General features: G+C 65.0%; 21 protein-coding genes and 1 tRNA gene. 16 read left to right on the top strand and 6 right to left on the bottom strand.

Features of this window, described 5'->3' with window-relative positions; all coding sequences use genetic code 11:
• The first annotated feature begins 269 nt into the window (after window positions 1–269).
• From POF53_RS02500 to POF53_RS02485, 4 genes are read left to right on the top strand one after another with little or no spacing between them, the layout of a single operon-like run.
• A complete protein-coding gene (locus POF53_RS02500; protein ID WP_203648056.1) occupies window positions 270–929 on the top strand; it encodes a paraquat-inducible protein A in 660 nt (219 codons plus the stop codon).
• The gene (locus POF53_RS02495; protein ID WP_186714227.1) at window positions 916–1,539 is read left to right on the top strand and encodes a paraquat-inducible protein A; all 624 of its coding nucleotides are present in this window, start codon (window positions 916–918) and stop codon (window positions 1,537–1,539) included. The genes POF53_RS02500 and POF53_RS02495 overlap by 14 nt, the downstream gene beginning before the upstream one ends.
• Window positions 1,532–3,832: a PqiB family protein gene (locus tag POF53_RS02490; protein ID WP_254465219.1), complete on the top strand. Its 2,301-nt coding sequence runs from the start codon at window positions 1,532–1,534 to the stop codon at window positions 3,830–3,832. The genes POF53_RS02495 and POF53_RS02490 overlap by 8 nt, the downstream gene beginning before the upstream one ends.
• A gap of 57 nt (window positions 3,833–3,889) precedes the next feature.
• Complete coding sequence (locus POF53_RS02485) at window positions 3,890–4,405, top strand: histidine phosphatase family protein (RefSeq protein WP_232857382.1); 516 nt, start codon at window positions 3,890–3,892, stop codon at window positions 4,403–4,405.
• Here the strand turns inward: POF53_RS02485 and POF53_RS02480 are convergent.
• Window positions 4,402–5,358, bottom strand: coding sequence for an arsenic resistance protein (locus tag POF53_RS02480; protein WP_498966211.1), 957 nt, complete (start codon window positions 5,356–5,358; stop codon window positions 4,402–4,404). The two genes, POF53_RS02485 and POF53_RS02480, sit on opposite strands and share 4 nt — an antisense overlap.
• A 75-nt stretch (window positions 5,359–5,433) precedes the next feature.
• Between POF53_RS02480 and POF53_RS02475 the strand changes: the two genes are divergently transcribed.
• Window positions 5,434–6,141, top strand: a complete 708-nt coding sequence (locus tag POF53_RS02475) for an SDR family NAD(P)-dependent oxidoreductase (protein ID WP_232857380.1) — start codon at window positions 5,434–5,436, stop codon at window positions 6,139–6,141.
• Between the two features lie 70 nt (window positions 6,142–6,211).
• On the opposite strand, the gene POF53_RS02470 is transcribed toward POF53_RS02475, so the two are convergent.
• Complete coding sequence (locus POF53_RS02470) at window positions 6,212–7,381, bottom strand: hypothetical protein (RefSeq protein WP_203648052.1); 1,170 nt, start codon at window positions 7,379–7,381, stop codon at window positions 6,212–6,214.
• 90 nt (window positions 7,382–7,471) lie between these two features.
• Here POF53_RS02470 and POF53_RS02465 point away from each other — a divergent pair, with 90 nt between their 5' ends.
• Window positions 7,472–8,032, top strand: coding sequence for a YcbK family protein (locus POF53_RS02465; protein WP_498966208.1), 561 nt, complete (start codon window positions 7,472–7,474; stop codon window positions 8,030–8,032).
• Here the strand turns inward: POF53_RS02465 and POF53_RS02460 are convergent.
• Window positions 7,972–8,877: a LysR substrate-binding domain-containing protein gene (locus tag POF53_RS02460; protein WP_232857376.1), complete on the bottom strand. Its 906-nt coding sequence runs from the start codon at window positions 8,875–8,877 to the stop codon at window positions 7,972–7,974. The genes POF53_RS02465 and POF53_RS02460 overlap by 61 nt on opposite strands.
• Window positions 8,878–9,121: 244 nt before the next feature.
• Here POF53_RS02460 and POF53_RS02455 point away from each other — a divergent pair, with 244 nt between their 5' ends.
• On the top strand, window positions 9,122–9,736 hold the full coding sequence (locus POF53_RS02455; RefSeq protein ID WP_203648050.1) for a LysE family translocator: 615 nt from the start codon (window positions 9,122–9,124) through the stop codon (window positions 9,734–9,736).
• A 54-nt stretch (window positions 9,737–9,790) separates the two neighbouring features.
• On the opposite strand, the gene POF53_RS02450 is transcribed toward POF53_RS02455, so the two are convergent.
• A tRNA-Met gene (locus POF53_RS02450) sits at window positions 9,791–9,867 on the bottom strand.
• A gap of 96 nt (window positions 9,868–9,963) precedes the next feature.
• Window positions 9,964–10,896, bottom strand: coding sequence for a FecR family protein (locus POF53_RS02445; RefSeq protein WP_244670932.1), 933 nt, complete (start codon window positions 10,894–10,896; stop codon window positions 9,964–9,966).
• A 191-nt stretch (window positions 10,897–11,087) separates the two neighbouring features.
• On the opposite strand from POF53_RS02445, the gene POF53_RS02440 reads away from it, so the two are divergent.
• The 3 genes from POF53_RS02440 (at window position 11,088) to POF53_RS02430 (ending at window position 13,969) form a co-directional block, all read left to right on the top strand.
• A complete protein-coding gene (locus tag POF53_RS02440; protein ID WP_186734724.1) occupies window positions 11,088–12,302 on the top strand; it encodes an MFS transporter in 1,215 nt (404 codons plus the stop codon).
• A gap of 237 nt (window positions 12,303–12,539) precedes the next feature.
• On the top strand, window positions 12,540–12,683 hold the full coding sequence (locus POF53_RS02435) for a hypothetical protein (RefSeq protein WP_186734725.1): 144 nt from the start codon (window positions 12,540–12,542) through the stop codon (window positions 12,681–12,683).
• A gap of 125 nt (window positions 12,684–12,808) precedes the next feature.
• Complete coding sequence (locus POF53_RS02430; protein WP_498966203.1) at window positions 12,809–13,969, top strand: MFS transporter; 1,161 nt, start codon at window positions 12,809–12,811, stop codon at window positions 13,967–13,969.
• Between the two features lie 310 nt (window positions 13,970–14,279).
• Here POF53_RS02430 and rpsT read toward each other — a convergent pair whose 3' ends face one another.
• The gene (gene rpsT, locus POF53_RS02425) at window positions 14,280–14,558 is read right to left on the bottom strand and encodes a 30S ribosomal protein S20 (protein ID WP_023533220.1); all 279 of its coding nucleotides are present in this window, start codon (window positions 14,556–14,558) and stop codon (window positions 14,280–14,282) included.
• A 250-nt stretch (window positions 14,559–14,808) separates the two neighbouring features.
• On the opposite strand from rpsT, the gene murJ reads away from it, so the two are divergent.
• From murJ to ispH, 6 genes are all read left to right on the top strand, one after another.
• Window positions 14,809–16,347, top strand: coding sequence for a murein biosynthesis integral membrane protein MurJ (gene murJ / locus POF53_RS02420; RefSeq protein WP_498966201.1), 1,539 nt, complete (start codon window positions 14,809–14,811; stop codon window positions 16,345–16,347).
• Between the two features lie 118 nt (window positions 16,348–16,465).
• On the top strand, window positions 16,466–17,416 hold the full coding sequence (gene ribF, locus POF53_RS02415) for a bifunctional riboflavin kinase/FAD synthetase (protein ID WP_254465225.1): 951 nt from the start codon (window positions 16,466–16,468) through the stop codon (window positions 17,414–17,416).
• Window positions 17,413–20,244: an isoleucine--tRNA ligase gene (gene ileS, locus POF53_RS02410; RefSeq protein WP_498966198.1), complete on the top strand. Its 2,832-nt coding sequence runs from the start codon at window positions 17,413–17,415 to the stop codon at window positions 20,242–20,244. The genes ribF and ileS overlap by 4 nt, the downstream gene beginning before the upstream one ends.
• A complete protein-coding gene (gene lspA, locus POF53_RS02405) occupies window positions 20,237–20,752 on the top strand; it encodes a signal peptidase II (RefSeq protein WP_203648045.1) in 516 nt (171 codons plus the stop codon). Before ileS ends, lspA begins: the two co-directional genes overlap by 8 nt.
• On the top strand, window positions 20,745–21,182 hold the full coding sequence (locus POF53_RS02400; protein WP_023629753.1) for an FKBP-type peptidyl-prolyl cis-trans isomerase: 438 nt from the start codon (window positions 20,745–20,747) through the stop codon (window positions 21,180–21,182). The genes lspA and POF53_RS02400 overlap by 8 nt, the downstream gene beginning before the upstream one ends.
• Window positions 21,183–21,196: 14 nt before the next feature.
• On the top strand, window positions 21,197–22,141 hold the full coding sequence (gene ispH, locus POF53_RS02395) for a 4-hydroxy-3-methylbut-2-enyl diphosphate reductase (protein WP_028689902.1): 945 nt from the start codon (window positions 21,197–21,199) through the stop codon (window positions 22,139–22,141).
• Window position 22,142 lies beyond the last annotated feature (1 nt).

Here is a 22,142-nt window from a genome sequence, read left to right as displayed (position 1 = left end):
TGCGTTGCAAAATAAACACAGTCTCCCCCTGTAGGAGCGGCCTTGCGCCGCGAAAGGGCCGCAACGCGGCCCCAGGATTTGTGCATCAAGCTGATATCGCCGGGTCTGCTACGCAGCCCTTTCGCGGCACAAGGCCGCTCCTACAGGGAGGGCGATTCGCTTGCGGAAAATGTGACCCGGCTACCGATACAGTTCCTCATAATGGCCATCTCCCACAATTCGAGTCGGAACACTAGAATAGAGCCGACGCATCCATTCAGAATGCCTTTATGCCCAACCCTGTCGATCCCGAAGCGCTCGCGCAGATGCCGCTGGACGAACTCGTGGCCTGCCACGAGTGCGACCTGCTGATGCGCAAGACCACGCTGCAAAATGACGAGAAGGCCCAGTGCCCGCGCTGCGGCTACGAGCTGTATGCCCATCGCCACAACCTGATCAACCGCAGCCTGGCCCTGGTCCTGACCGCGTTGCTGCTGTACGTGCCGGCCAACTTCCTGCCGATCATGCAGTTGCACCTGCTCGGCCAGACCTCCGACGACACCGTCTGGAGCGGTGTGCTTGGTCTGTACAACTCAGAGATGCGCGGCATCGCCGTGGTGGTGTTCCTGTGCAGCATGGCCATCCCCTTGCTCAAGCTGCTTTGCCAACTGATGGTGCTGCTGAGCATCCGCCTGGATATCGGCCGCAGCTACGGCCTGCTGATCTATCGTATCTATCACCACCTGCGTGAGTGGGGCATGCTCGAGGTCTACTTCATGGGCGTGCTGGTGGCCATCGTCAAGCTGGTCGACCTGGCCGAACTGAGTATCGGCCTGGGCCTGTTCTGCTTCATCAGCCTGTTGCTGGTGCAGGTATGGCTCGAGGTGGTCATGTCGCCGCACCAGATCTGGGTGGCCTTGTCGGGGGAGGATGTCCATGCGGGCGATTGATGCAGGCATCCTGGTCTGCAACGAATGTCACGAGCTCAATCGCCAGGAGCCGGACAGCACCTCGCAGACCTGCACCCGCTGCGGCGCGGTGGTGCATGCCCGGCGCCCGAACAGCATCGTGCGCACCTGGGCGCTGCTGATCACGGCGATGGTGCTCTACATCCCGGCCAACGTGCTGCCGATCATGACTGTCAGCGCGCTCGGCCAGGGCAGTCCGGACACCATCATGTCCGGCGTCATCACCTTGATGAAGCATGGCATGCTGCCGATCGCCGCGGTGGTGTTCATCGCCAGCATCCTGGTGCCGACCTTCAAGCTGGTCGGCATCGCCCTGCTGCTGTACTCGGTGCAGCGCCACCAGCCGCTCTCGGCGCGCCAGCGCATCCTGATGTACCGCTTCATCGAATTCATCGGCCGCTGGTCGATGCTGGACATCTTCGTCATCGCCATCCTGGTGGCGGTGGTGAATTTCGGCCGCATCGCCAGTGTCGAAGCCAATCTGGGCGCCGTCGCCTTCGCCACCGTGGTGATCCTGACAATGCTCGCCGCTTTAACTTTCGATCCCCGACTGATCTGGGACAACACGGAGTCGGATGACGACCATGAGTGATTTGCCTACGGCTAAAACCCGCCCCGCTTCGAACTGGTCGGCTATCTGGATCCTGCCGTTGATTGCCTTGGCGATTGGCGGCTGGCTGGCCTGGAAGGCCTACAGCGATGCCGGTATCGAGATCCAGGTGCGCTTCGAGAGTGGCGAGGGCATCGTCGCCAACAAGACCGAGGTCATCTACAAGGGCATGTCGGTGGGCAAGGTCGTCGCCCTGGTGCTGGATGACAAGGGGGAAAACCGCGGGGTGGTCGCCACCATCGAGATGCGCAAGGAGGCAGGGCCGCACCTGACCAAGGGCACGCGATTCTGGCTGGTGAAGCCAAGCGTCAGCCTGGCGGGCATTACGGGACTGGAGACGCTGGTGTCGGGTAACTACATCGCCGTCGATCCGGGGGAGGGCGAGCAGACCAAGCGTTTCACTGCGCTCAAGGAGGCCCCGCCGCTGTCCGATAGCGAGCCGGGTTTGCATCTTGTCCTCAAGGCCGAGCGCCTTGGCTCGCTCAACCGTGACAGTCCGGTGTTCTACAAGCAGATTCAGGTGGGCCGGGTGAAGAGCTATCGCTTGTCCGAAGACCAGGGCACGGTGGAGATCAAGGTGTTCATCGCCCCGGCTTACGCCAGCCTGGTGCGCAAGCACACGCGGTTCTGGAACGCCAGCGGGGTCAGCATCGACGCCGACCTGTCCGGGGTCAAGGTGCGTACCGAGTCGCTGTCGAGCATCGTCGCCGGCGGTATCGCCTTCGCCACGCCGGAAAACCGCAAGGACAGCCCGCCCACCGATCCGAGCCTGCCGTTCCGCCTGTACGAAGACTTCGACGCCGCCCAGGCCGGCATCCGGGTCAAGGTCAAGCTCAGTGACTTCGAGGGGCTGCAGAAGGGCCGCACGCCGGTGCTGTACAAAGGTATCCAGGTGGGAACGCTGAAGGAACTGAAAGTCGAAGGCGACCTCTCCACTGCCATGGCCGAGCTGACCCTCGATCCGTTGGCCGAGGACTACCTGGTCGAAGGCACCCAGTTCTGGGTGGTCAAGCCGTCCATTTCGCTTGCCGGCATTACCGGCCTCGAGGCGTTGGTGAAGGGCAACTACATTGCCGTACGCCCGGGTGAGCCGGGTGCCAAGCCGCTGCGCGAGTTCGAGGCGCGACCCAAGGCGCCGCCGCTGGACCTGAAGGCGCCGGGCCGGCACATGGTGCTGTTCGCCGATACCCTGGGCTCGCTGGAAGTGGGCAGCCCGGTGATGTATCGCCAGGTGCGCGTGGGTAGCGTGCAGAGCTACCAGTTCGCCCGCAACAGCAAGCGCATCCTGATCGGGGTGCACATCGAGAAGGAATACGAGAACCTGGTCAACGGCTCCTCGCGCTTCTGGAATGCCAGTGGCATCACCCTGACCGGCGGCCTCTCGGGGATCCAGGTCAAGAGCGAGTCGTTGCAGACGCTGATGGCCGGTGGCATCGCCTTCGATACGCCGAAACCGGATGTGCCGCTCAAGCGCCGCATTCCGCGTTTCCGCCTGCATGAAAGCCAGGATGCGGCCAACCGTGCCGGTACCCTGGTCACCATCCGCGTGGAGCGCGCCGAGGGCCTGAAGCCGGGCACGCCGATCCGTTTCCGTGGCTTGGATGTGGGCAGTGTCGAGAGCGTCGACCTGACCGCCGACCTGCAGGCCGTGCTGCTCCGTGCACGAATCACCCAGGCGGCCGAGCGCATCGCCCGCGCCGGTACCCAGTTCTGGGTGGTCAAGCCGGCCTTGGGCCTGGTGCGTACCCAGAACCTCGACACGCTGATCGGCGGCCAGTACCTGGAGGTGCTGCCGGCGCTCAAGGACAAGGGGCCGCAGCGTGACTTCATCGCCCTGAGCGATGCGCCGGAAGTAAAAGGCGAGGAGGTCGGCCTGCCACTGACCCTGAGCGCGGCGCGCCGTGGCTCGATCAAGCCGGGTGTACCGGTGACCTACCGCGAGGTCACGGTCGGCAGGGTCACCGGCTTCGAGCTGGGCCAGACCGCCGACCGGGTACTTATCCACATCCTGATCGAGCCGCGTTACGCCGGGTTGGTACGCGGCGGCAGCCGCTTCTGGAACAGCAGCGGCTTCGGTTTCGACTGGGGCCTGTTCAAGGGCGCCACGGTGCGCACCGAGTCGGTGGAGACCCTGATCGAGGGTGGGATTGCCTTCGCCACGCCGGACGGCGAGCAGATGGGCAACCCGGCGCGGCCGCAGCAGACCTTCGCCTTGTTCGACAAGGCCGAGGATGCCTGGCTGGAGTGGGCACCGAAGATCCAGATCGGCAAGTGATGCATGCCGGGCCGCCCGTCTGGGTGGCCCGGCTGTGCGGGAGGGCGCGCGCCAGCCATGAAACCCATTCACCTCACCCTGGTCTGCCACGCCCGCACCGAGGCGCAGCGGGTTGGCCGCTTCGCGTTCGATGACGAGCCGCTGCGTGATCCTCCGGCACCGCTATCGACAACTGCCCGTTGCCTCACCGCGCCGGAGCTGCGTGCCCGGCAGACGGCCGAGGGCCTGAACGCGACTGTCGATGAGGGGCTGCGCGACTGCGACCTGGGCAAGTGGAAGGGCCTGCCTCTCAAGCAGCTGGACGAAGACGCCCTCCAGGCCTGGCTGTCCGACCCGCATGCCACGCCGCATGGCGGTGAGTCGATCGCCGCCTTGTGCGAGCGCGTCGCCATCTGGATGGACAGCGCCCTGTTGCCTGGCCAGTGGCTCGCCATCACCCATCCCTTTGTCATCCGCGCGGCGATGCTGCATGCGTTGGCTGCGCCCCTGGCGTCCTTCCAGCGGATCGATGTGCCGCCCCTGGCCGAGGTGCGCTTCAGCCATTGCGGCCAGTGGCGTTTGCAACTGGCTTAACGGCGAATCAACGCCGGTACGGCGCGGATGTAGATCAACTCGCTGACCAGCTCCACCAAGGTCTGGGTAATCACCGCTGCCGCCGCCAGCGCCCGGATCGACTCCGGCAACGCCAGCGCCAACGGCAGCACCACCAGCGAATTGCGCGTGGCGGCACTGAAAGTCACCGCCCGGGCCTCGCCTGTGGATAACCGCAACAGCCGCGCCGCGAGCAATCCGAGCAGCGGTGCCAGCAGGGCGAAGCCGACATACACCGGCAGCACCGGCAGCAGGTCGTCGAGACGGCTGGCCACCACGCCGATCTGCGAAGCGATCACCACCACCAGTACCAATGCCATGGCCGGCACCGGCAGCCAGGCCCAGGCGTCGTTCCACTTCGCGACCAGGGTCGAGCGCCGCGCCCCGGCGCTGCTGGCGACAGCCAGCAACAGCGGCAGAACGATCAACAGCACGAACGCCTCGATAAAGGGCACCAGCGAGATTTCCACGCTACCGGCGCCTTCGAGCATCAGCGCCAGGTACAAGGGCAGCAGCGCCAGTTGCACCAGCAGCAGCACCGGCGTGGCGGCAAGGGTCAGGCGCGAGTCGCCTTTTCCGATATGGGTGAACACCACCACGTAGTCGATGCAGGGCGTCAGCAGCACCAGCAAGGCGCCGACCAGCACGGCGGGGTGTTCGACCAGGCCACGAGTGCCGGCCCACACCAACAGCGGCACCAGCACGAAGTTGGCCAGCAGCAGCGCGCCCATGAAACGCCGCTTGCCCAGGCCCGCGCGCAGGTCGAGGAAAGGGATCTGCAGGAACATCGCGTACATCAGCACGGCGATGGCCGGGGTCACCAGCGCCGCCAGCGGGGCGGCGGCGCCCGGTGCCAGCAGGCCGAGGGCGGCGGCCAGCGCCACGGCGACAAAATAGAAGGGGATCTGGTTGCGTTCGAGTTGATCTCTGTCCACGGTGTCCTGGCATTTCCGACTGATTTGCTGGGTTGGGCAGGGTACTATCTGGCGCAGTCCATAGGGAGTGATTCGATGCGAATTCTAGTGGTCGGTGCGAGCAAGGGATTGGGACGGGCGCTGGTACAGGGCCTGGGTGGCGTAGGCGATACGCTGGTCGGTGTATCGCGCACCCGGCCGGCGGCGTTGCCGGGCGCGGTACGCTGGATCGAGGCCGACCTCGGCCAGCCGCGCCAGGCCGCCGCGATCATCCACGAGGCGGTGTCCGGGGACGGGCTGGATGTGCTGGTCTACAACGTCGGGATCTGGGAGGCGGGGGCCTTTGACGAGGGCTACAGCTTCCTCGACGACGACGAGGCGCAGATCGAGCGCATGGTCGACACCAACATCACCGCGCCGCTGCTGTTGATCAAGCGCCTGCTGCCGGTACTGCTGCAAAGCCCCCGGCCACGGATCATTCTTACCGGTTCGACCTCGGGCCTGCCTGGTAGCGGGCGGCCAGAGGTGACTTTTGGCGCCAGCAAGTTCGGCCTGCGCGGCATTGCCGAGGCGCTGCGCGAAGGCTTCCGCGACCAGGGCCTGGGCGTGAGTTGCCTGAACCTCGGCTACCTGAACACCGAGGACGGCCTGGATGTGCCGCTGGCCCAGGCCGAGCGACGCGGGGAGGGCGCGCTGATCCCTGTGCACGATGTGGTGCAGGTGTGCCGGATGATGCTGAGCCTGTCATCTTCCAGCTACGTGCGTGACATCACCCTGCCGGCGTTGCGCGACGAGCGCTTCTAACTGCGTTTGACGCCAAAGGGGCGCAGTCGCCCCTTTGGCCCAGGCTACCTGGAGCGATCGACTGGGCGGCTCAAAGCGCCCGGTCGGTCTCGTTGGTCTCCAAGGGCTTGCGCAGATCGCGCAGGCTCCGCGTCACCGCCCCGGTATTGCACTTGGCCGCCGCCTGTTCCGGCGTCATGTCGCGGATGGTGCGGTAGAACAGCTCGCAGGTCTGCTTCTTCTGGGTCACCTGCCACTTGCTGGTGCAGGCCTGCAGGGTGAGCTTGGCATCGGCCTGCGGGTTGCGGCCCATGCCGGCCTGCCAGCAGGCGGCGGAGAGGTCCTGGCCCATCATCTTCAGGCCCGCGGCGTCGGCCTTGTCCTGGTCGCCGTCGTAGCTTTTCGGGTCGGCGGCGTACCAGATCGCGCTCGGATGGTTGGCGCCGAGCACGGGCACCTTGGCGCTGTCCGGCTCCGGCGCGATGCTGACCAGCCCCAGCACGTTGACCTTCGGCCCGTACTGCTGCTGGATCCACGCCCGCACCGGCGCGCCGAAGGCGACCATCGGCAAGGCGGTCTTGCCGTCGTGGGTGAGGGCCACTTCCTTGACCATCCGCACCTGGTAATCGTTGAAGTAGCTGTACACCCCTTCCAGGTCCTTGCCCGCGCTGGCCGGCGCGGCGATCGGGGCGATATCGACGATGGTCTGGTAGGCCGGGGTCTGGGCGGCCTCGACGCCGTTGAAGGTCAGAAGCTCTGCCCAGCGGTCGGTGGTGTTGGACTTCAGGTAGTCTTGATAGCGGGTCAGCGAGTAGTCCGGCGGGAAGTGCAGCAGCTCGACGCTGCGGCGGTTCTCCAGGGCCATTCCCAGGGGCAGGAACAGGTACCAGCTGTAGTCCCAGCCGCCTTTCTGGTTGAGGCGGGTGGCGCCCTGGTAGGCCAGTTCGCCGCTGTCGAGCAGCTTGCGCAAGGGTTCGGTATAGCTGGCCGGCACGCCGGTGATGCTGGCGTGCAACTTGTCGTTGTCGCGGTTCACCGTGACCTTGGCGTTGGCGTAGCCATCGCGCTGCACGCTCTGGGTGAGGTAGTGCTCGACAGTCTTCTCGAGTGTCCAGTCGCGGTAGCAGATCACGTTGCAGTTGTTGGGGTAGGCGAACAACCGGGTGACCCGTTGGGCGTCGCCCAGGTCGATCTGCGCGTCGGCCATGGCCAGGCCGCTGAAGGCGAGGGCGGCCAGGCCCGATACAGCAATCTTGTGCATGCTTAACTCCTTGTCAGTGGCCGCCAGGACGGCGGGCGCGCCCATGGTGGACGAAGAGGTGGGGGAATGAAAAGCGCCAGGACATGGCTATTGGCTAGCGCGTTGATCGGGCTCGGTGCAGTCCAGGCCGATGAGCGTGATGTGTGGATGTTCGCCCAATGGGCCGGGGATCACGAGAACCGCAGGTTTCGTGAAATGCTGGTGGACGCCCGGCTGTATGGCGTGGTGCCGATCCATCAGTTGCTGCGCTCGGCCTCGGACTGGCGCCAGTGCAAGGCCTCGCCCTTCGCGGTGGCGCCAGCGAGCCATTGGCCGGCGGTGCGCTCGACGCTGGCCTTGATCCAGACCCTCGACCGGCAGGGCATCCTGCGTCAGTTCGAAGTGGTGTCGGCCTACCGCGATCCCCGGCTCAATACCTGTGCCGGCGGCGCGCCGAGCAGTGCGCACATGCGCGCCTTCGCCGTCGACCTGCTGCTGCCACGCGGGGTCGACCCGAGCCCGCTGTGCCGCTTCTGGCAGCAGCACGGCCAGGCCTGGAACATGGGGCTGGGCCGTTACCCTTCGGGGCGCATCCATATCGACACGGCCGGCTATCGCACCTGGGGCGGTGACGGCAGGGCCGGTTCGTCGTTCTGCAGCAAGCCCAGATGAGCCAGGCAGGCCCGGCACTCGTCACCGACCCACTGCGCGAAACACTGGCGCTTGCTGCCGTCATCCAGTGGCTGCGGGCTGAGCAGGTGGTAGCCGGAGCCATCGCGCAGGAAGCCGTACGGCGCCTGTAGCTGACCGTTGTCCAGTTCGTCACGCACCATCAGCGCCGAGGCGATGGCCATTCCCATGCCCGCGCTGGCGGCCTGGATCGACAGGTAGAAGTGCTCGAAGTCGCTGCGCGCCGTTTGCCGGAAGTCCTGGCCACTCAGGCGCAGCCAGTTGGCCCAGGCGTCGGGGCGGGTGGCGCTGTGCAGCAGGCGCTGGTTTTTGAGATCCGGCGTGGCGACCGGGCCGATCCATTCATCGCAGATCTTCAGGCTGTGCAGCTGGCGGTCCCAGTGGAAGTCATCGCGGCGCAGGGCCAGGTCGATGCCGCCGCGGGCGAAATCCACCGGCCCGCCGGCCGCCACCAGGTGCAGTTGCAGGTCGGGGTGCCGGGCATGGAAGCGCGGCAGGCGCGGAATCAGCCAGCGCATGGCGATGGTTGGCTCGCAGGACACCACCAGCACGTTGTCGTGGGCTTGCTGGTGCAGGCGCTGCACGGCGCCCTCCAGTTGCTCGAAGATCGCCTGGGTGGTGGCCTGCAGGTCGCGTCCGGCGCGGGTGAGGAAGATCGCCCGGTTGCGCCGTTCGAACAGTTCCACGCCGAGGCTTTCCTCGAGCAGGCGCACCTGGCGGCTGACGGCGCCGTGGGTGACGTGCAGGTGCTCGGCAGCGCGCACGAAGCTTTCGGTGCGGGCGGCGATGTCGAAGTAGCGAAAGGCGGTAAGGGGGGGCAGTTTCATGACGTTGTTGTCCTTGCCGGCCATTTCGCGGGTAAACCCGCTCCCACAGGTTTATCACCGATCTTGACCTTCATGCCGAGCCTGTGGGAGCGGGGTTTACCCGCGAAGAGGCCAGTACAGCCTCAGAATATCTGTGAAATTAACTAGCGTATTTGCCTCACTATAAATCGATTTTTAGCAATTGATGCTGCCTCGATAATCACGGCACAAGTGAATTTTCATCGCCTATCGAGGATACCTGTTCGTGAACGAACTCATCGCCGTCGCCCTCTTCACCCTCCTGGCCGTCATCAGCCCCGGCGCCGACTTCGCCATGGTCACCCGCAGCAGTTATGCACAGGGCCGCAAGGCCGGTCTCGCGGCAGCGGTGGGCATCGCGCTGGGCGTGCAGGTGCATGTGCTGTACACCGTGCTCGGCATCGCCGTGATCATCAGCCAGAGCCCGACCCTGTTCCTGGCCATGAAGGTGGTGGGGGCGGGCTACCTGGTGTACCTGGGCTACAAGTCGCTGACCAATACCACGCGTATAAGCCTCGACGGCCTGGCGCACAGCGAGACAAATGTGGCGAGCGCCTTGCGCACGGGCTTTCTGACCAACGCGCTCAACCCCAAGACCATGCTCTTCGTGGTCAGTGCCTACACCCAGGTGGTGCAGCCCGGCAGCCCGCTGGCGCTGGACTTCGCCTATGGCGCGTTCATGTCGTTCGCCCATTGGGTGTGGTTCAGCCTGGTGGCGGTGTTCTTTTCCAACCACTTGCTGCGTCGGGCGATGATCGAGCGGCAGGTGGTGGTCGACCGGGTCATCGGCGTGGCGTTGATCAGCCTGGGGCTGGCCGTGGTGGTGGCAGGCGTGAAGTAGCTTTTTCGCAGGCAAAGAAAAAGGGCTTATCTTTCGATAAGCCCTTTTAAAAGGTGGTGGCTACACAGGGACTTGAACCCCGGACCCCAGCATTATGAATGCTATGCTCTAACCAACTGAGCTATGTAGCCAACTTGGCGCGCATTATTAGCTCGAATCGCGATCCTGTCAACAACGTTTTTAAAAAAAATTGCCAACCTTTCAAAAACTTAGCCGGGAAGGGCGCATCAGCGCACGATCAACCAGTGGCCGAGCAGGTTGTGCAGGCGCAGTTGCTGGTCGGCGGCCAGGCGCTCGAGGCTCTGCGCCGGGTGGTCGAGGTCGAAATCACCGCTGACCCGCTGGTAGGCGGCCTGCTCGTTCAGCAGCCAGACGCGCTGGCCACGGTAATCGGCCAGGCGCTCCAGCACCTCGCTCAACGGCAGGTTCCTGGCCTTCAATTGGCCGCTGCGCCAGGCATCGGCCAATTTGGCATCGATCTTCTCGACCGAGTTGATGCGGCTTTCGCTGAACGTCACCCGTTCGCCGGCATTGACCAGGCGTTGGTCGCCACCCTGCAACACCGCAGCCTTGCCGCCGAACACCACCAGTTCGTCGTGGTCGGCATGGCGGGCGATCTGCAGGCGGGTGCCGAACACCTGGATCCGGGTGTCATCGACCTGCACCTCCATGGCCCGGCCATCGAGCATCACCTCCAGGTAGACCTGGCCCTGCACCAGCTGCAGCTGGCGGGTGCGCCCACGCAGGTCGACATTCATCGCGCTGGCGCTGTCCAGGTGCAGGGTCGAGCCATCGGCCAGGCGCACGCTGCGGCGCTCGCCGCTGTTGGTATGCAGTTCGCTGCCCAGGCGCTGCATCACGGGCCAGTAGAGCCAGGCCAGGGCGCCCACCAGCAGCAGGAACAGCAGCCCCAGGCACAGCCCGGCCCGGCTGCGACGAACCTTGGCGATGCGTGGTCGCGGGCGTGCCGCCGGCACCTGCAATTGCTGCCAGTAGGCTTCGAGCTGGGCATAGGCCCTTGCATTGAGCGGGTCCTGGCACCAGCTGGCGAATGCCTGGCGCAGGGCCTCGTCGCAGCCGGGTTGGCGCAGGCGCGAGAACCACTCCAGGGCTTCCTGCTCGGGGTCGGGCGTGGGCTGCAAGGCGGGCATCGGGCTCATGGGATCGGTCTGCTCGCAGGAGGAGGGCGGTTTTGCCCAGCGTTTACAGGGAAGAGGAGAAGGATGCTAATTATATTGAGAATTATTTACAAGTACGTGTCGGATGGAAGGCCCGGCAAAATAAAAAGGTAGCTTCGTATCTATTTGTTTCACGATAATCGGATCCCAATCCGCGGACGGACATCCAGCCCATGGCCATCAGCAGTACCACGACTTCAAGCGCCAGCAGCCCGGCAAACCAGGCCTCGCCGCTGGTGATGCGCATCATCGGTTTCTGCGCCCTGGCGCACCTGATCAACGACCTGATCCAGTCGGTGCTGCCGGCGATCTACCCGATGCTCAAGGCCAACTACAACCTGAGCTTCGCCCAGATCGGCCTGATCACCCTGACCTTCCAGATCACCGCCTCGCTGCTGCAGCCGTGGGTGGGCTTTTTCACCGACAAGCGGCCCACGCCGAACCTGCTGCCGCTGGGCACGGTGTGCACCCTGGTGGGCATCGTGATGCTGGCTTTCGTCGGCAGCTTCCCGATGATCCTGCTGGCCTCGGCGCTGGTGGGCATCGGCTCGTCGACCTTCCACCCCGAGACCTCGCGCATCGCCCGGCTGGCTTCCGGTGGGCGCTTCGGCCTGGCGCAGTCGAGCTTCCAGGTTGGCGGCAACGCCGGCTCCGCCCTCGGCCCGCTGCTGGCGGCGGCGATCGTCATTCCTTTCGGCCAGACCCATGTCGCCTGGTTCGGCGTGGCCGGATTGTTCTTCTTCGCCGTGACCCTGATGCTGCGCCGCTGGTACAAGGAGCACCTCAACCAGGCCAAGGCGCGCAAGGCAGTGCAGGCCACCCACGGCATCTCGCGCCAGCGGGTGATCCTGGCGCTGGTGGTGCTGGGCCTGTTGGTGTTCTCCAAGTACTTCTATATGTCCAGCTTCACCAGCTACTTCACCTTCTACCTGATCGAGAAGTTCCAGCTGTCGGTGGCCAGCTCCCAATTGCACCTGTTCCTGTTCCTCGGCGCCGTGGCGGCGGGCACCTTCTTCGGCGGGCCGATCGGTGACCGCATCGGGCGCAAGGCGGTGATCTGGTTCTCGATCCTCGGGGTGGCGCCGTTCACCCTGGCGCTGCCGTATGCCGACCTGTTCTGGACCACCGTGCTCAGCGTGGTGATCGGTTTTGTCCTGGCGTCGGCGTTCTCGGCCATCGTGGTGTATGCCCAGGAACTGGTGCCGGGCAATGTCGGGATGATTGCCGGGATCTTCTTCGGGCTGATGTTCGGCTTCGGTGGCATCGGCGCGGCGCTGCTGGGGTATGTGGCTGATCTGCGTGGGATCGAGTATGTGTATGGGGTTTGCTCGTTCCTGCCGTTGTTTGGGTTGTTGGCGGTGTTCCTGCCGTCCACTGGAAAACGTTGAAAGTCGGCCATGCGCACTCTTTGTAGGAGCGGCCTTGCCGAGGCGTCGGACCGGCCGGAAAGGGCTGCGAAGCGGCCCCGGCAATCTTTGGTTAAACGCGACAATCCAGGGGCTGCTTCGCAGCCCTTTCGCGGCACAAGGCCGCTCCTAGAGGGAAGTGCATCAAGGCCGACGATTGACGATTTGGATCCGTATGGCCTAGAGTGCCGCCTCCTCAATCCCTGCGTAGTTCACGTGATGCGCCGTACCGATGTGACCCGCCCGCACCGCCAGCCTGTCGCCCCGACAGCGCGCCGCGCGTGGCCGAGCGACACGGTGCTCAAGCGTCGACGCAGCGTGCTGTTCGCCTTCACCTTCTCGCCACACCTTGCCCTGAACTGATCCGTGCCGCTGCATCCAGCGCCATTGCGGCGTGACTGCGGGCGCCTGCGTTCGAATATCTTTCAGCGGATTTTCCAGTCGGCCAGGGCCAGAGCCCCTGCTCACCGGCTTGCAAGGAGTGGTACATGAACATGCGTTTGCTGGTGGGCCTGTTGTTCGCCGTGTCGGTGGTCGGTTTCAGTCTCGGGGCGAGCCTGCCACTGGTGTCGTTGCGTTTGCACGAGGCGGGGGCGGGGACACTGGAGATCGGCATCATCTCGGCGATCCCGGCCGCGGGCATGATGCTTTCGGCCTTTATGGTCGACGCCTGCTGCCGGCACCTGACCCGGCGCGTCATCTACCTGCTCAGCTTCAGCCTGTGCACCCTGAGCATCGCCCTGCTGGAATGGGCCTTCGACTCGATGCTGTGGCTGGCGCTGCTGCGCCTGGGGCTCGGCATCGGCATGGGCATCGCGATCATCCTCGGCGAATCGTGGGTCAACGAGCTGTGTCCGGAGCACAACCGCGGCAAGATCATGGCCCTGTACGCCACCAGCTTCACCGGCTTCCAGGTGCTCGGCCCGGCACTGCTGGCGCTGCTCGGCGCCGACAGCCCATGGCTGACCGGGGTGGTCACCGTCTGCTACGGCCTGGCGCTGCTGTGCATCCTGTTCACCGTGCCCAACGACCATGTCGAGCATGGCGACGAGGGCGAGAAGAGCTTCGGCCTGGCCGGCTTCTTCCGCGTCGCCCCGGCCTTGTGCGTGGCGGTGCTGTTCTTCTCGTTCTTCGATGCGGTGGTGCTGTCATTGCTGCCGGTGTACGCCAGCAGCCACGGTTTTGCCGTGGGCGTGGCGGCGCTGATGGTGACCGTGGTGTTCGCCGGCGACATGATCTTCCAGCTGCCCCTGGGCTGGCTCGCCGACCGGGTCGAGCGCACCGGGCTGCACCTGGTGTGCGGGCTGGTGGCGATGAGCATCGGTATTGCCTTGCCCTGGCTGCTGCAGATGACCTGGCTGCTGTGGCCGCTGCTGGTGGTGCTCGGGGCGGTGGCCGGGGGCATCTACACCCTGGCGCTGGTGTTGATCGGACAGCGTTTCAGGGGGCAGGACCTGGTGACCGCCAATGCCAGTGTCGGCCTGCTGTGGGGTGTCGGCAGCCTGGTCGGGCCGCTGGTCAGCGGCGCGGCGATGGACGTGGCGCCCCATGGCTTGCCCATGGCGCTGGCGCTGATGGCGGGGTTGTTCGTGTGTTTCGCACGGCAGGCGTACCGTCGGGTGGGCAGGCTGCAGGCTGCGGTGGACTGAGCGGCAGGGTAGTTCGCTGGTTGGCAGGCGTGGTGCTGGTGGGCTTTGCCCGCTCCCACACGGATCGCGCCAGATTCTAGAAATTGAGCAAGACAGTTGCTCCCACAAGTACAGCGCTCGATTCAGCGTTTGCGCGATCCTGTGGGAGCGGGTTTACCCGCGAAGGGCTGCAAAGCAGCCCCAACCAAGAGCGATGAAGCGCTAACTGACAGGCATTACGCCATGGGCCTTCTTTATATAGGCAACCCACACTTTATTGCAGGCATAAAAAAACCGACCCTAGGGTCGGTTTTTTCGACAAGAACGTCGCTTAGGCAGCTGCAGCTTCTTTCAGCGCCTTGATGTGGCCATTCAGACGGCCTTTGTGGCGAGCAGCTTTGTTCTTGTGGATGATACCCTTGTCGGCCATACGGTCGATTACAGGTACAGCCAGAACGTAAGCGGCTTGCGCTTTTTCGGCGTCTTTTGCGTCGATGGCTTTGACTACATTCTTGATGTAGGTGCGGACCATGGAACGCAGGCTGGCGTTGTGGCTGCGACGCTTCTCAGCCTGTTTTGCACGTTTCTTGGCGGAAGGTGAGTTGGCCACCGTCGAGCTCCTCGAAAGACTTTAGGTAAATAGCAAACAAAATAGGCCGCGAATCATGCCGATGAGTCGATCGGATGTCAAGGCCACTTGCAGGGTTCCGCCGAGTGGTGAGCCAACAGGAGGGAAATATTCCTTTCTGTCGCACGACCTGTAAACTCGGGAATTTTTGGCTCCCCTGCGAAGGCGCGGGAGTATCGCACATTCGGACGCTGTCTGGCAGCGTCCTCTGCCCCTGGCGTGAAACTTTTCGATGAACCTGCTCAAATCCCTGGCCGCCGTCAGTTCAATCACCATGATTTCCCGGGTGCTCGGCTTCGTGCGCGATACCATCCTGGCGCGGGTGTTCGGCGCCGGCATCGCCACCGACGCCTTCTTCATCGCCTTCAAGCTGCCCAACCTGCTGCGGCGGATCTTCGCCGAGGGGGCGTTCTCCCAGGCCTTCGTGCCGATCCTGGCCGAGTACAAGACCCAGCAGGGCGAGGAGGCCACCCGGACCTTCATCGCCTATGTCAGCGGCCTGCTGACCCTGGTCCTGGCCCTGGTCACGGTCATCGGCATCCTCGCCGCGCCTTGGGTGGTCTGGGCCACCGCGCCGGGCTTCGTCGACAACGCGGAAAAATACGAGCTGACCACCTCGCTGCTGCGGGTGACCTTTCCTTATATATTGCTGATCTCGCTGTCGTCGCTGGTCGGCGCGATCCTCAATACCTGGAACCGCTTCAGCGTGCCGGCGTTCACCCCCACGCTGCTCAACGTGGCGATGATCGCCTTCGCCGTGCTGCTGACGCCGTACTTCGACCCGCCGATCATGGCCCTGGGCTGGGGCGTGCTGGCCGGTGGCCTGGCGCAACTGTTGTACCAGCTGCCGGCGCTGAAGAAGATCGGCATGCTCGTGCTGCCGCGCCTGAACCTGCGCGACACCGGGGTGTGGCGCGTGCTCAAGCAGATGCTGCCGGCCATCCTCGGGGTGTCGGTAAGCCAGATCTCGCTGATCATCAACACCATCTTCGCCTCGTTCCTGGTGGCAGGTTCGGTGTCGTGGATGTACTACGCCGATCGCCTGATGGAGCTGCCATCCGGCGTGCTGGGCGTTGCCCTGGGCACCATCCTGCTGCCGACCCTGGCCAAGACCTACGCCAACAAGGACCGCGAGGAGTATTCGCGGATCCTCGACTGGGGCCTGCGCCTGTGCTTCCTGCTGGTGCTGCCCTGCACCCTGGCCCTGGCCATTCTCGCCGAACCGCTGACCGTGGCGCTGTTCCAGTACGGCAAGTTCACCGCCTTCGACGCCGCGATGACCCAGCGCGCCCTGATCGCCTATTCGGTGGGCCTGCTGGCGATCATCCTGGTCAAGGTACTGGCACCTGGCTTCTATGCGCAGCAGAATATCCGCACGCCGGTGAAGATCGCGGTCTTCACCCTGGTCTGCACCCAACTGTTCAACCTGGCCCTGGTCGGCCCGCTGGCCCATGCCGGGCTGGCCCTGGCCATCAGCCTGGGCGCGTGCCTGAACGCCGGCCTGCTGTACTGGAAGCTGCGCAGCCAGCAGCTGTTCCAGCCGCAGCCGGGCTGGACGCCGTTCCTGCTCAAGCTGGTGCTGGCGGTGACCTTGATGTCGGCTGTGCTGTTGCTGGGCATGCACTACCTGCCAGCCTGGGAGCACGGCAACATGCTCGCGCGCTTCCTGCGCCTCGGGGCGCTGATCGCGGCGGGCGTGGTGACTTACTTCGGCTGCCTGTTCCTGTGTGGTTTGCGCCCTCGGCATTTCGCCCGCAAGGCGTTGCATTGAGGCGCCAGAGGGGTCAGGCGTCGGTTTTTCGCATTCCACGCCCCATGGGGGCGCTGCTGCCTGTCACCAGCGCCCGGGTGTGGTTATAATCGGCCACTTTATGAGCAAGAAGCGCGTTATGCAGCTGGTTCGAGGTCTTCACAACCTGCGCCCCGAGCACCGGGGCTGTGTCGCCACCATTGGCAACTTCGACGGGGTCCACCGGGGCCACCAGGCGATCCTCGCGCGCCTGCGCGAACGCGGTCAGGAACTGGGCCTGCCCACCTGCGTGGTGATCTTCGAGCCGCAGCCGCGCGAGTACTTCGCCCCACAGAGCGCCCCGGCGCGCCTGGCCCGCCTGCGTGACAAGGTCGAGCTGCTGGCCGGCGAGGGCATCGATCGGGTGCTGTGCCTGTCGTTCAACCAGCGCCTGAGCCAGCTCAGCGCCGAGCAGTTCGTCAAGGCGGTGCTGGTCGATGGCCTGGGCGTGCGCCACCTCGAAGTGGGCGACGACTTCCGTTTCGGCTGCGACCGCGCCGGCGACTTCGTCTTCCTCTCCGAAGCCGGCAAGCGCCACGGCTTCAGCGTCGAGGCGGCCAACACCGTGGTTCAGGACGGCCTGCGGGTCAGCAGCACCGAAGTGCGCAAGGCCCTGGCCGAAGGCGACTTCGAGCTGGCCGAGCACCTGCTGGGGCGTCCGTACCGTATCACCGGGCGCGTGCTGCATGGCCAGAAGCTGGCCCGCCAGCTCGGCACCCCCACCGCCAACATCCAGCTCAAGCGCCGTCGCGTGCCGCTGTCCGGGGTCTACCTGGCCAGCATCGAGATCGACGGCAAGGCCTGGCCGGGTGTCGGCAATATCGGAGTGCGCCCCACCGTCGTCGGTGACGGGCGTCCTCACCTGGAGATTCATCTCCTGGATTACGCCGGCGACCTGTATGGCCGGCGCCTGACGGTGGAATTCCACCACAAGCTGCGTGAAGAGCAGCGTTTCGCCTCCCTGGAGGCGCTGAAGTCGGCGATCGACGCGGACATCGCCGCCGCACGTGCCCACTGGCACGCTCAACCGCTAACGAAGAGCCTGAAATGACCGACTACAAAGCCACGCTTAACCTTCCGGACACCGCCTTCCCCATGAAGGCCGGCCTGCCTCAGCGCGAACCGCAGATCCTGCAGCGCTGGGACAGTATTGGCCTGTACGGTAAGTTGCGCGAGATTGGCAAGGATCGTCCGAAGTTCGTCCTGCACGACGGCCCGCCCTATGCCAACGGCAAGATCCACATCGGTCATGCGCTGAACAAGATTCTCAAGGACATGATTGTCCGCTCCAAGACCCTGTCCGGCTTCGACGCGCCGTACGTGCCGGGCTGGGACTGCCACGGCCTGCCGATCGAGCACAAGGTCGAGGTCACCCACGGCAAGCACCTGACCGCCGACCGCACCCGCGAGCTGTGCCGCGAGTACGCCGCCGAGCAGATCGAAGGGCAGAAGACCGAGTTCATCCGCCTGGGCGTGCTGGGCGACTGGGACAACCCCTACAAGACCATGAACTTCGCCAACGAGGCCGGTGAAATCCGCGCCCTGGCCGAGATGGTCAAGCAAGGCTTCGTGTTCAAGGGCCTCAAGCCCGTGAACTGGTGCTTCGATTGCGGCTCGGCCCTGGCTGAAGCCGAGGTCGAGTACGCCGACAAGAAATCCCAGACCATCGACGTCGCCTTCCAGGTGGCCGATGCCGACAAGCTGGCCGCCGCCTTCGGCCTGGGCGCGCTGGCCAAGCCCGCCGCCATCGTGATCTGGACCACCACCCCGTGGACCATCCCGGCCAACCAGGCGCTGAACATCCACCCGGACTTCAAGTACGCCCTGGTCGATACCGGCGAGCGTCTGCTGGTGCTGGCCGAGGAGCTGGTCGAGTCGTGCCTGAAGCGCTACGCGCTGGAAGGCTCGGTCATCGCCACCGCTCCGGGCTCGGCCCTGGAGCTGATCAACTTCCGCCACCCGTTCTACGACCGTCTGTCGCCGATCTACCTGGCCGACTACGTCGAGCTGGGCGCCGGTACCGGCGTGGTTCACTCCTCGCCGGCCTACGGTGAAGACGACTTCGTCACCTGCAAGCGCTACGGCATGGTCAACGACGACATCCTCACTCCGGTGCAGAGCAACGGCGTGTACGTCGAGTCGCTGCCGTTCTTCGGCGGCCAGTTCATCTGGAAGGCCAACCCGGCCATCGTCGACAAGCTCAGCGAAGTCGGCGCGCTGATGCACACCGAGACCATCAGCCACAGCTACATGCACTGCTGGCGCCACAAGACCCCGCTGATCTACCGCGCCACCGCGCAGTGGTTCGTCGGCATGGACAAGCAGCCGACCACCGGCGAGCCGCTGCGCGAGCGCGCGCTCAAGGCCATCGAAGAGACCAAGTTCGTTCCGGCCTGGGGCCAGGCGCGCCTGCATTCGATGATCGCCAACCGTCCGGACTGGTGCATCTCGCGTCAGCGCAACTGGGGCGTGCCGATCCCGTTCTTCCTCGACAAGCAGACCGGCGAGCTGCACCCGCGCACCGTCGAACTGATGGAAGAAGTTGCCAAGCGCGTCGAGAAAGAAGGCATCGAGGCCTGGTTCAAGCTGGACGCCGCCGAGCTGCTCGGTGACGAAGCCGGCCAGTACGACAAGATCACCGATACCCTCGACGTATGGTTCGACTCCGGCACCACCCACTGGCACGTGCTGCGCGGCTCCCACGACATCGGCCACGCCACCGGCCCGCGCGCCGACCTGTACCTGGAAGGCTCCGACCAGCACCGTGGCTGGTTCCACTCGTCGTTGCTCACCGGTTGCGCCATCGACGGCCACGCGCCGTACCGCGAGCTGCTGACCCACGGCTTCACCGTGGACGAGAACGGCCGCAAGATGTCCAAGTCGCTGGGCAACACCATCGAGCCGCAGAAGGTCAACGACACCCTGGGTGCCGACATCATGCGCCTGTGGGTCTCGGCCACCGACTACTCCGGCGAGATGGCGGTTTCCGATCAGATCCTGCAGCGTAGCGCCGACGCCTACCGCCGCATCCGCAACACCGCGCGCTTCCTGCTCTCCAACCTGTCCGGCTTCGACCCGGCCCGCGACCTGCTGCCGGCCGAAGACATGCTGGCCCTGGACCGCTGGGCGGTCGACCGCACCCTGCTGCTGCAGCGCGAGCTGGAAGAGCACTATGGCGAGTACCGTTTCTGGAACGTCTACTCGAAGATCCACAACTTCTGCGTGCAGGAGCTGGGCGGCTTCTACCTCGACATCATCAAGGACCGCCAGTACACCACTGGCGCCAACAGTGTCGCCCGCCGCTCCTGCCAGACCGCGCTGTTCCACATCAGCGAGGCACTGGTGCGCTGGATCGCGCCGATCCTGGCGTTCACCGCCGACGAGCTGTGGCAATACCTGCCGGGCGAGCGTAACGAGTCGGTGATGCTCAACACCTGGTACGAAGGCCTGAGCGAACTGCCGGAAGGTTTCGAGCTGGGTCGCGAGTACTGGGAACGCATCATGGCCGCCAAGACCGCGGTCAACAAGGAACTGGAGAACCAGCGCGCGGCCAAGGCCATCGGTGGCAACCTGCAGGCCGAAGTCACCCTGTTCGCCGACGACGCCCTGAGCGCCGACTTGAACAAGCTGGGCGACGAGTTGCGCTTCGTGCTGATCACTTCGGCCGCCAGTGTCGTGCCGTTCGTCCAGGCGCCGGCCGACGCGGTGACAACCGAAGTTGAAGGCCTCAAGCTGAAAGTCGTCAAGTCCGGTCACGCCAAGTGCGGTCGCTGCTGGCACTTCCGCGCCGACGTCGGCAGCCACCCGGAGCATCCGGAGATCTGCAGCCGTTGCGTCGACAACCTGAGCGGCTCCGGTGAGGTGCGCCACTATGCCTAACGCTTCCGCGGGGCGCTTCGGGCGCCTTGCCTGGCTCTGGCTGAGCCTGGTGGTCCTGGTCCTCGACCAGGCCACCAAGCTGTACTTCGACAGCGCGCTGACCATGTACCAGCAGATCGTGGTCATCCCCGACTACTTCAGCTGGACCCTGGCCTACAACACCGGCGCGGCATTCAGCTTCCTGGCCGACAGCTCCGGCTGGCAGCGCTGGCTGTTCGCGCTGATCGCCGTGGTGGTCAGCGCCGTGCTGGTGGTCTGGCTCAAGCGCCTGGGGCGCAACGAGACCTGGCTGGCCGTGGCCCTGGCCCTGGTGCTGGGCGGCGCGCTGGGCAACCTGTACGACCGCGTCGTGCTGGGCCATGTGGTCGACTTCATCCTGGTGCACTGGCAGAACCGCTACTACTTCCCGGCCTTCAACCTGGCCGACAGCGCGATCACCGTGGGCGCGGTGATGCTGGCGCTGGACATGTTCAAGAGCAAGAAGTCCGAGGAAGCCGTCCATGACTGAAACCCGCATTGGCCAGAACACCGAAGTCACCCTGCACTTCGCGCTGCACCTGGAAAACGGCGACACCGTCGACAGCACCTTCGACAAGGCCCCGGCCACGTTCAAGGTCGGCGACGGCAACCTGCTGCCGGGCTTCGAGAATGCCCTGTTCGGCTTCAAGGCCGGTGACCAGCGCAAGCTGAGCATCGCCCCGGAGAACGCCTTCGGCCAGCACAACCCGCAGAACGTGCAGGTGATGCCGCGCTCGCAGTTCGAAGGCATGGAGCTGTCCGAAGGGCTGCTGGTGATCTTCAACGACGCCGCCAACACCGAGCTTCCGGGCGTGGTCAAGGCGTTCGACGACAACCAGGTGACCATCGATTTCAACCATCCACTGGCTGGCAAGACCCTGAACTTCGAGGTGCAGATCCTCGACGTGAAGGCCGTGTGAGCCTGGAGCCGAGCATGCAAATCAAACTCGCCAACCCGCGCGGCTTCTGCGCGGGGGTCGACCGGGCGATCGAGATCGTCAACCGCGCCCTGGAAGTCTTCGGCCCGCCGATCTATGTGCGCCACGAAGTGGTGCACAACAAGTTCGTGGTCGAGGACCTGCGCAACCGTGGCGCGATCTTCGTCGAAGAGCTGGACCAGGTGCCGGACGACGTCATCGTCATCTTCAGCGCCCATGGCGTTTCCCAGGCCGTGCGCCAGGAAGCCGCCGGCCGTGGCCTGAAGGTGTTCGACGCCACCTGCCCGCTGGTGACCAAGGTGCATATCGAGGTTGCCAAGTACAGCCGCGACGGCCGTGAGACCATCCTCATCGGTCACGAGGGGCACCCGGAAGTCGAAGGCACCATGGGTCAGTACGACGCCAGCAACGGCGGTGCCATCTACCTCGTCGAGGACGAGGACGATGTCGCCAGGCTGCAGGTGCGCAACCCTGACCACCTGGCCTTCGTCACCCAGACCACCCTGTCGATGGACGACACCAGCCGGGTGATCGACGCCCTGCGCGAACGCTTCCCGAACATCGGCGGCCCGCGCAAGGACGACATCTGCTACGCCACCCAGAACCGCCAGGATGCCGTCAAGCAACTGGCCGACGAGTGCGACGTGGTATTGGTGGTCGGCAGCCCCAACAGCTCCAACTCCAACCGCCTGCGCGAGCTGGCCGAGCGCATGAGCACCCCGGCCTACCTGATCGACGGCGCCGAGGACCTGCAACGCAGCTGGTTCGACGGGGCCGAGCGCATCGGCATCACCGCCGGGGCCTCGGCGCCCGAGGTGCTGGTGCGTGGCGTGATCGACCAGCTCAAGGCCTGGGGCGCGACCGGCGCCGAAGAGCTCGACGGGCGCGAGGAGAACATCACCTTCTCCATGCCCAAGGAGCTGCGGGTCCGCTCGATCTGAG

The organism is Mitsuaria sp. RG, assembly GCF_028369275.1.
GTDB lineage: Bacteria > Pseudomonadota > Gammaproteobacteria > Pseudomonadales > Pseudomonadaceae > Aquipseudomonas > Aquipseudomonas peradeniyensis.
Note: the sequence above shows the minus strand (reverse complement) of the source record. Positions and strands in the feature narration are given on the sequence as shown.

Coding starts and splice junctions, on each gene's coding strand:
- POF53_RS02495 (WP_186714227.1), top strand. CDS start 916: ATGCGGGCGATTGATGCAGGCATCCTGGTCTGCAACGAATGTCACGAG.
- POF53_RS02445 (WP_244670932.1), bottom strand. CDS start 10,896: ATGAGCCCGATGCCCGCCTTGCAGCCCACGCCCGACCCCGAGCAGGAA.
- POF53_RS02485 (WP_232857382.1), top strand. CDS start 3,890: ATGAAACCCATTCACCTCACCCTGGTCTGCCACGCCCGCACCGAGGCG.
- POF53_RS02430 (WP_498966203.1), top strand. CDS start 12,809: ATGAACATGCGTTTGCTGGTGGGCCTGTTGTTCGCCGTGTCGGTGGTC.
- POF53_RS02500 (WP_203648056.1), top strand. CDS start 270: ATGCCCAACCCTGTCGATCCCGAAGCGCTCGCGCAGATGCCGCTGGAC.
- POF53_RS02400 (WP_023629753.1), top strand. CDS start 20,745: ATGACTGAAACCCGCATTGGCCAGAACACCGAAGTCACCCTGCACTTC.
- POF53_RS02440 (WP_186734724.1), top strand. CDS start 11,088: ATGGCCATCAGCAGTACCACGACTTCAAGCGCCAGCAGCCCGGCAAAC.
- ribF (WP_254465225.1), top strand. CDS start 16,466: ATGCAGCTGGTTCGAGGTCTTCACAACCTGCGCCCCGAGCACCGGGGC.
- lspA (WP_203648045.1), top strand. CDS start 20,237: ATGCCTAACGCTTCCGCGGGGCGCTTCGGGCGCCTTGCCTGGCTCTGG.
- ileS (WP_498966198.1), top strand. CDS start 17,413: ATGACCGACTACAAAGCCACGCTTAACCTTCCGGACACCGCCTTCCCC.
- POF53_RS02435 (WP_186734725.1), top strand. CDS start 12,540: ATGCGCCGTACCGATGTGACCCGCCCGCACCGCCAGCCTGTCGCCCCG.
- POF53_RS02475 (WP_232857380.1), top strand. CDS start 5,434: ATGCGAATTCTAGTGGTCGGTGCGAGCAAGGGATTGGGACGGGCGCTG.
- murJ (WP_498966201.1), top strand. CDS start 14,809: ATGAACCTGCTCAAATCCCTGGCCGCCGTCAGTTCAATCACCATGATT.
- POF53_RS02460 (WP_232857376.1), bottom strand. CDS start 8,877: ATGAAACTGCCCCCCCTTACCGCCTTTCGCTACTTCGACATCGCCGCC.
- POF53_RS02490 (WP_254465219.1), top strand. CDS start 1,532: ATGAGTGATTTGCCTACGGCTAAAACCCGCCCCGCTTCGAACTGGTCG.
- ispH (WP_028689902.1), top strand. CDS start 21,197: ATGCAAATCAAACTCGCCAACCCGCGCGGCTTCTGCGCGGGGGTCGAC.
- POF53_RS02470 (WP_203648052.1), bottom strand. CDS start 7,381: ATGCACAAGATTGCTGTATCGGGCCTGGCCGCCCTCGCCTTCAGCGGC.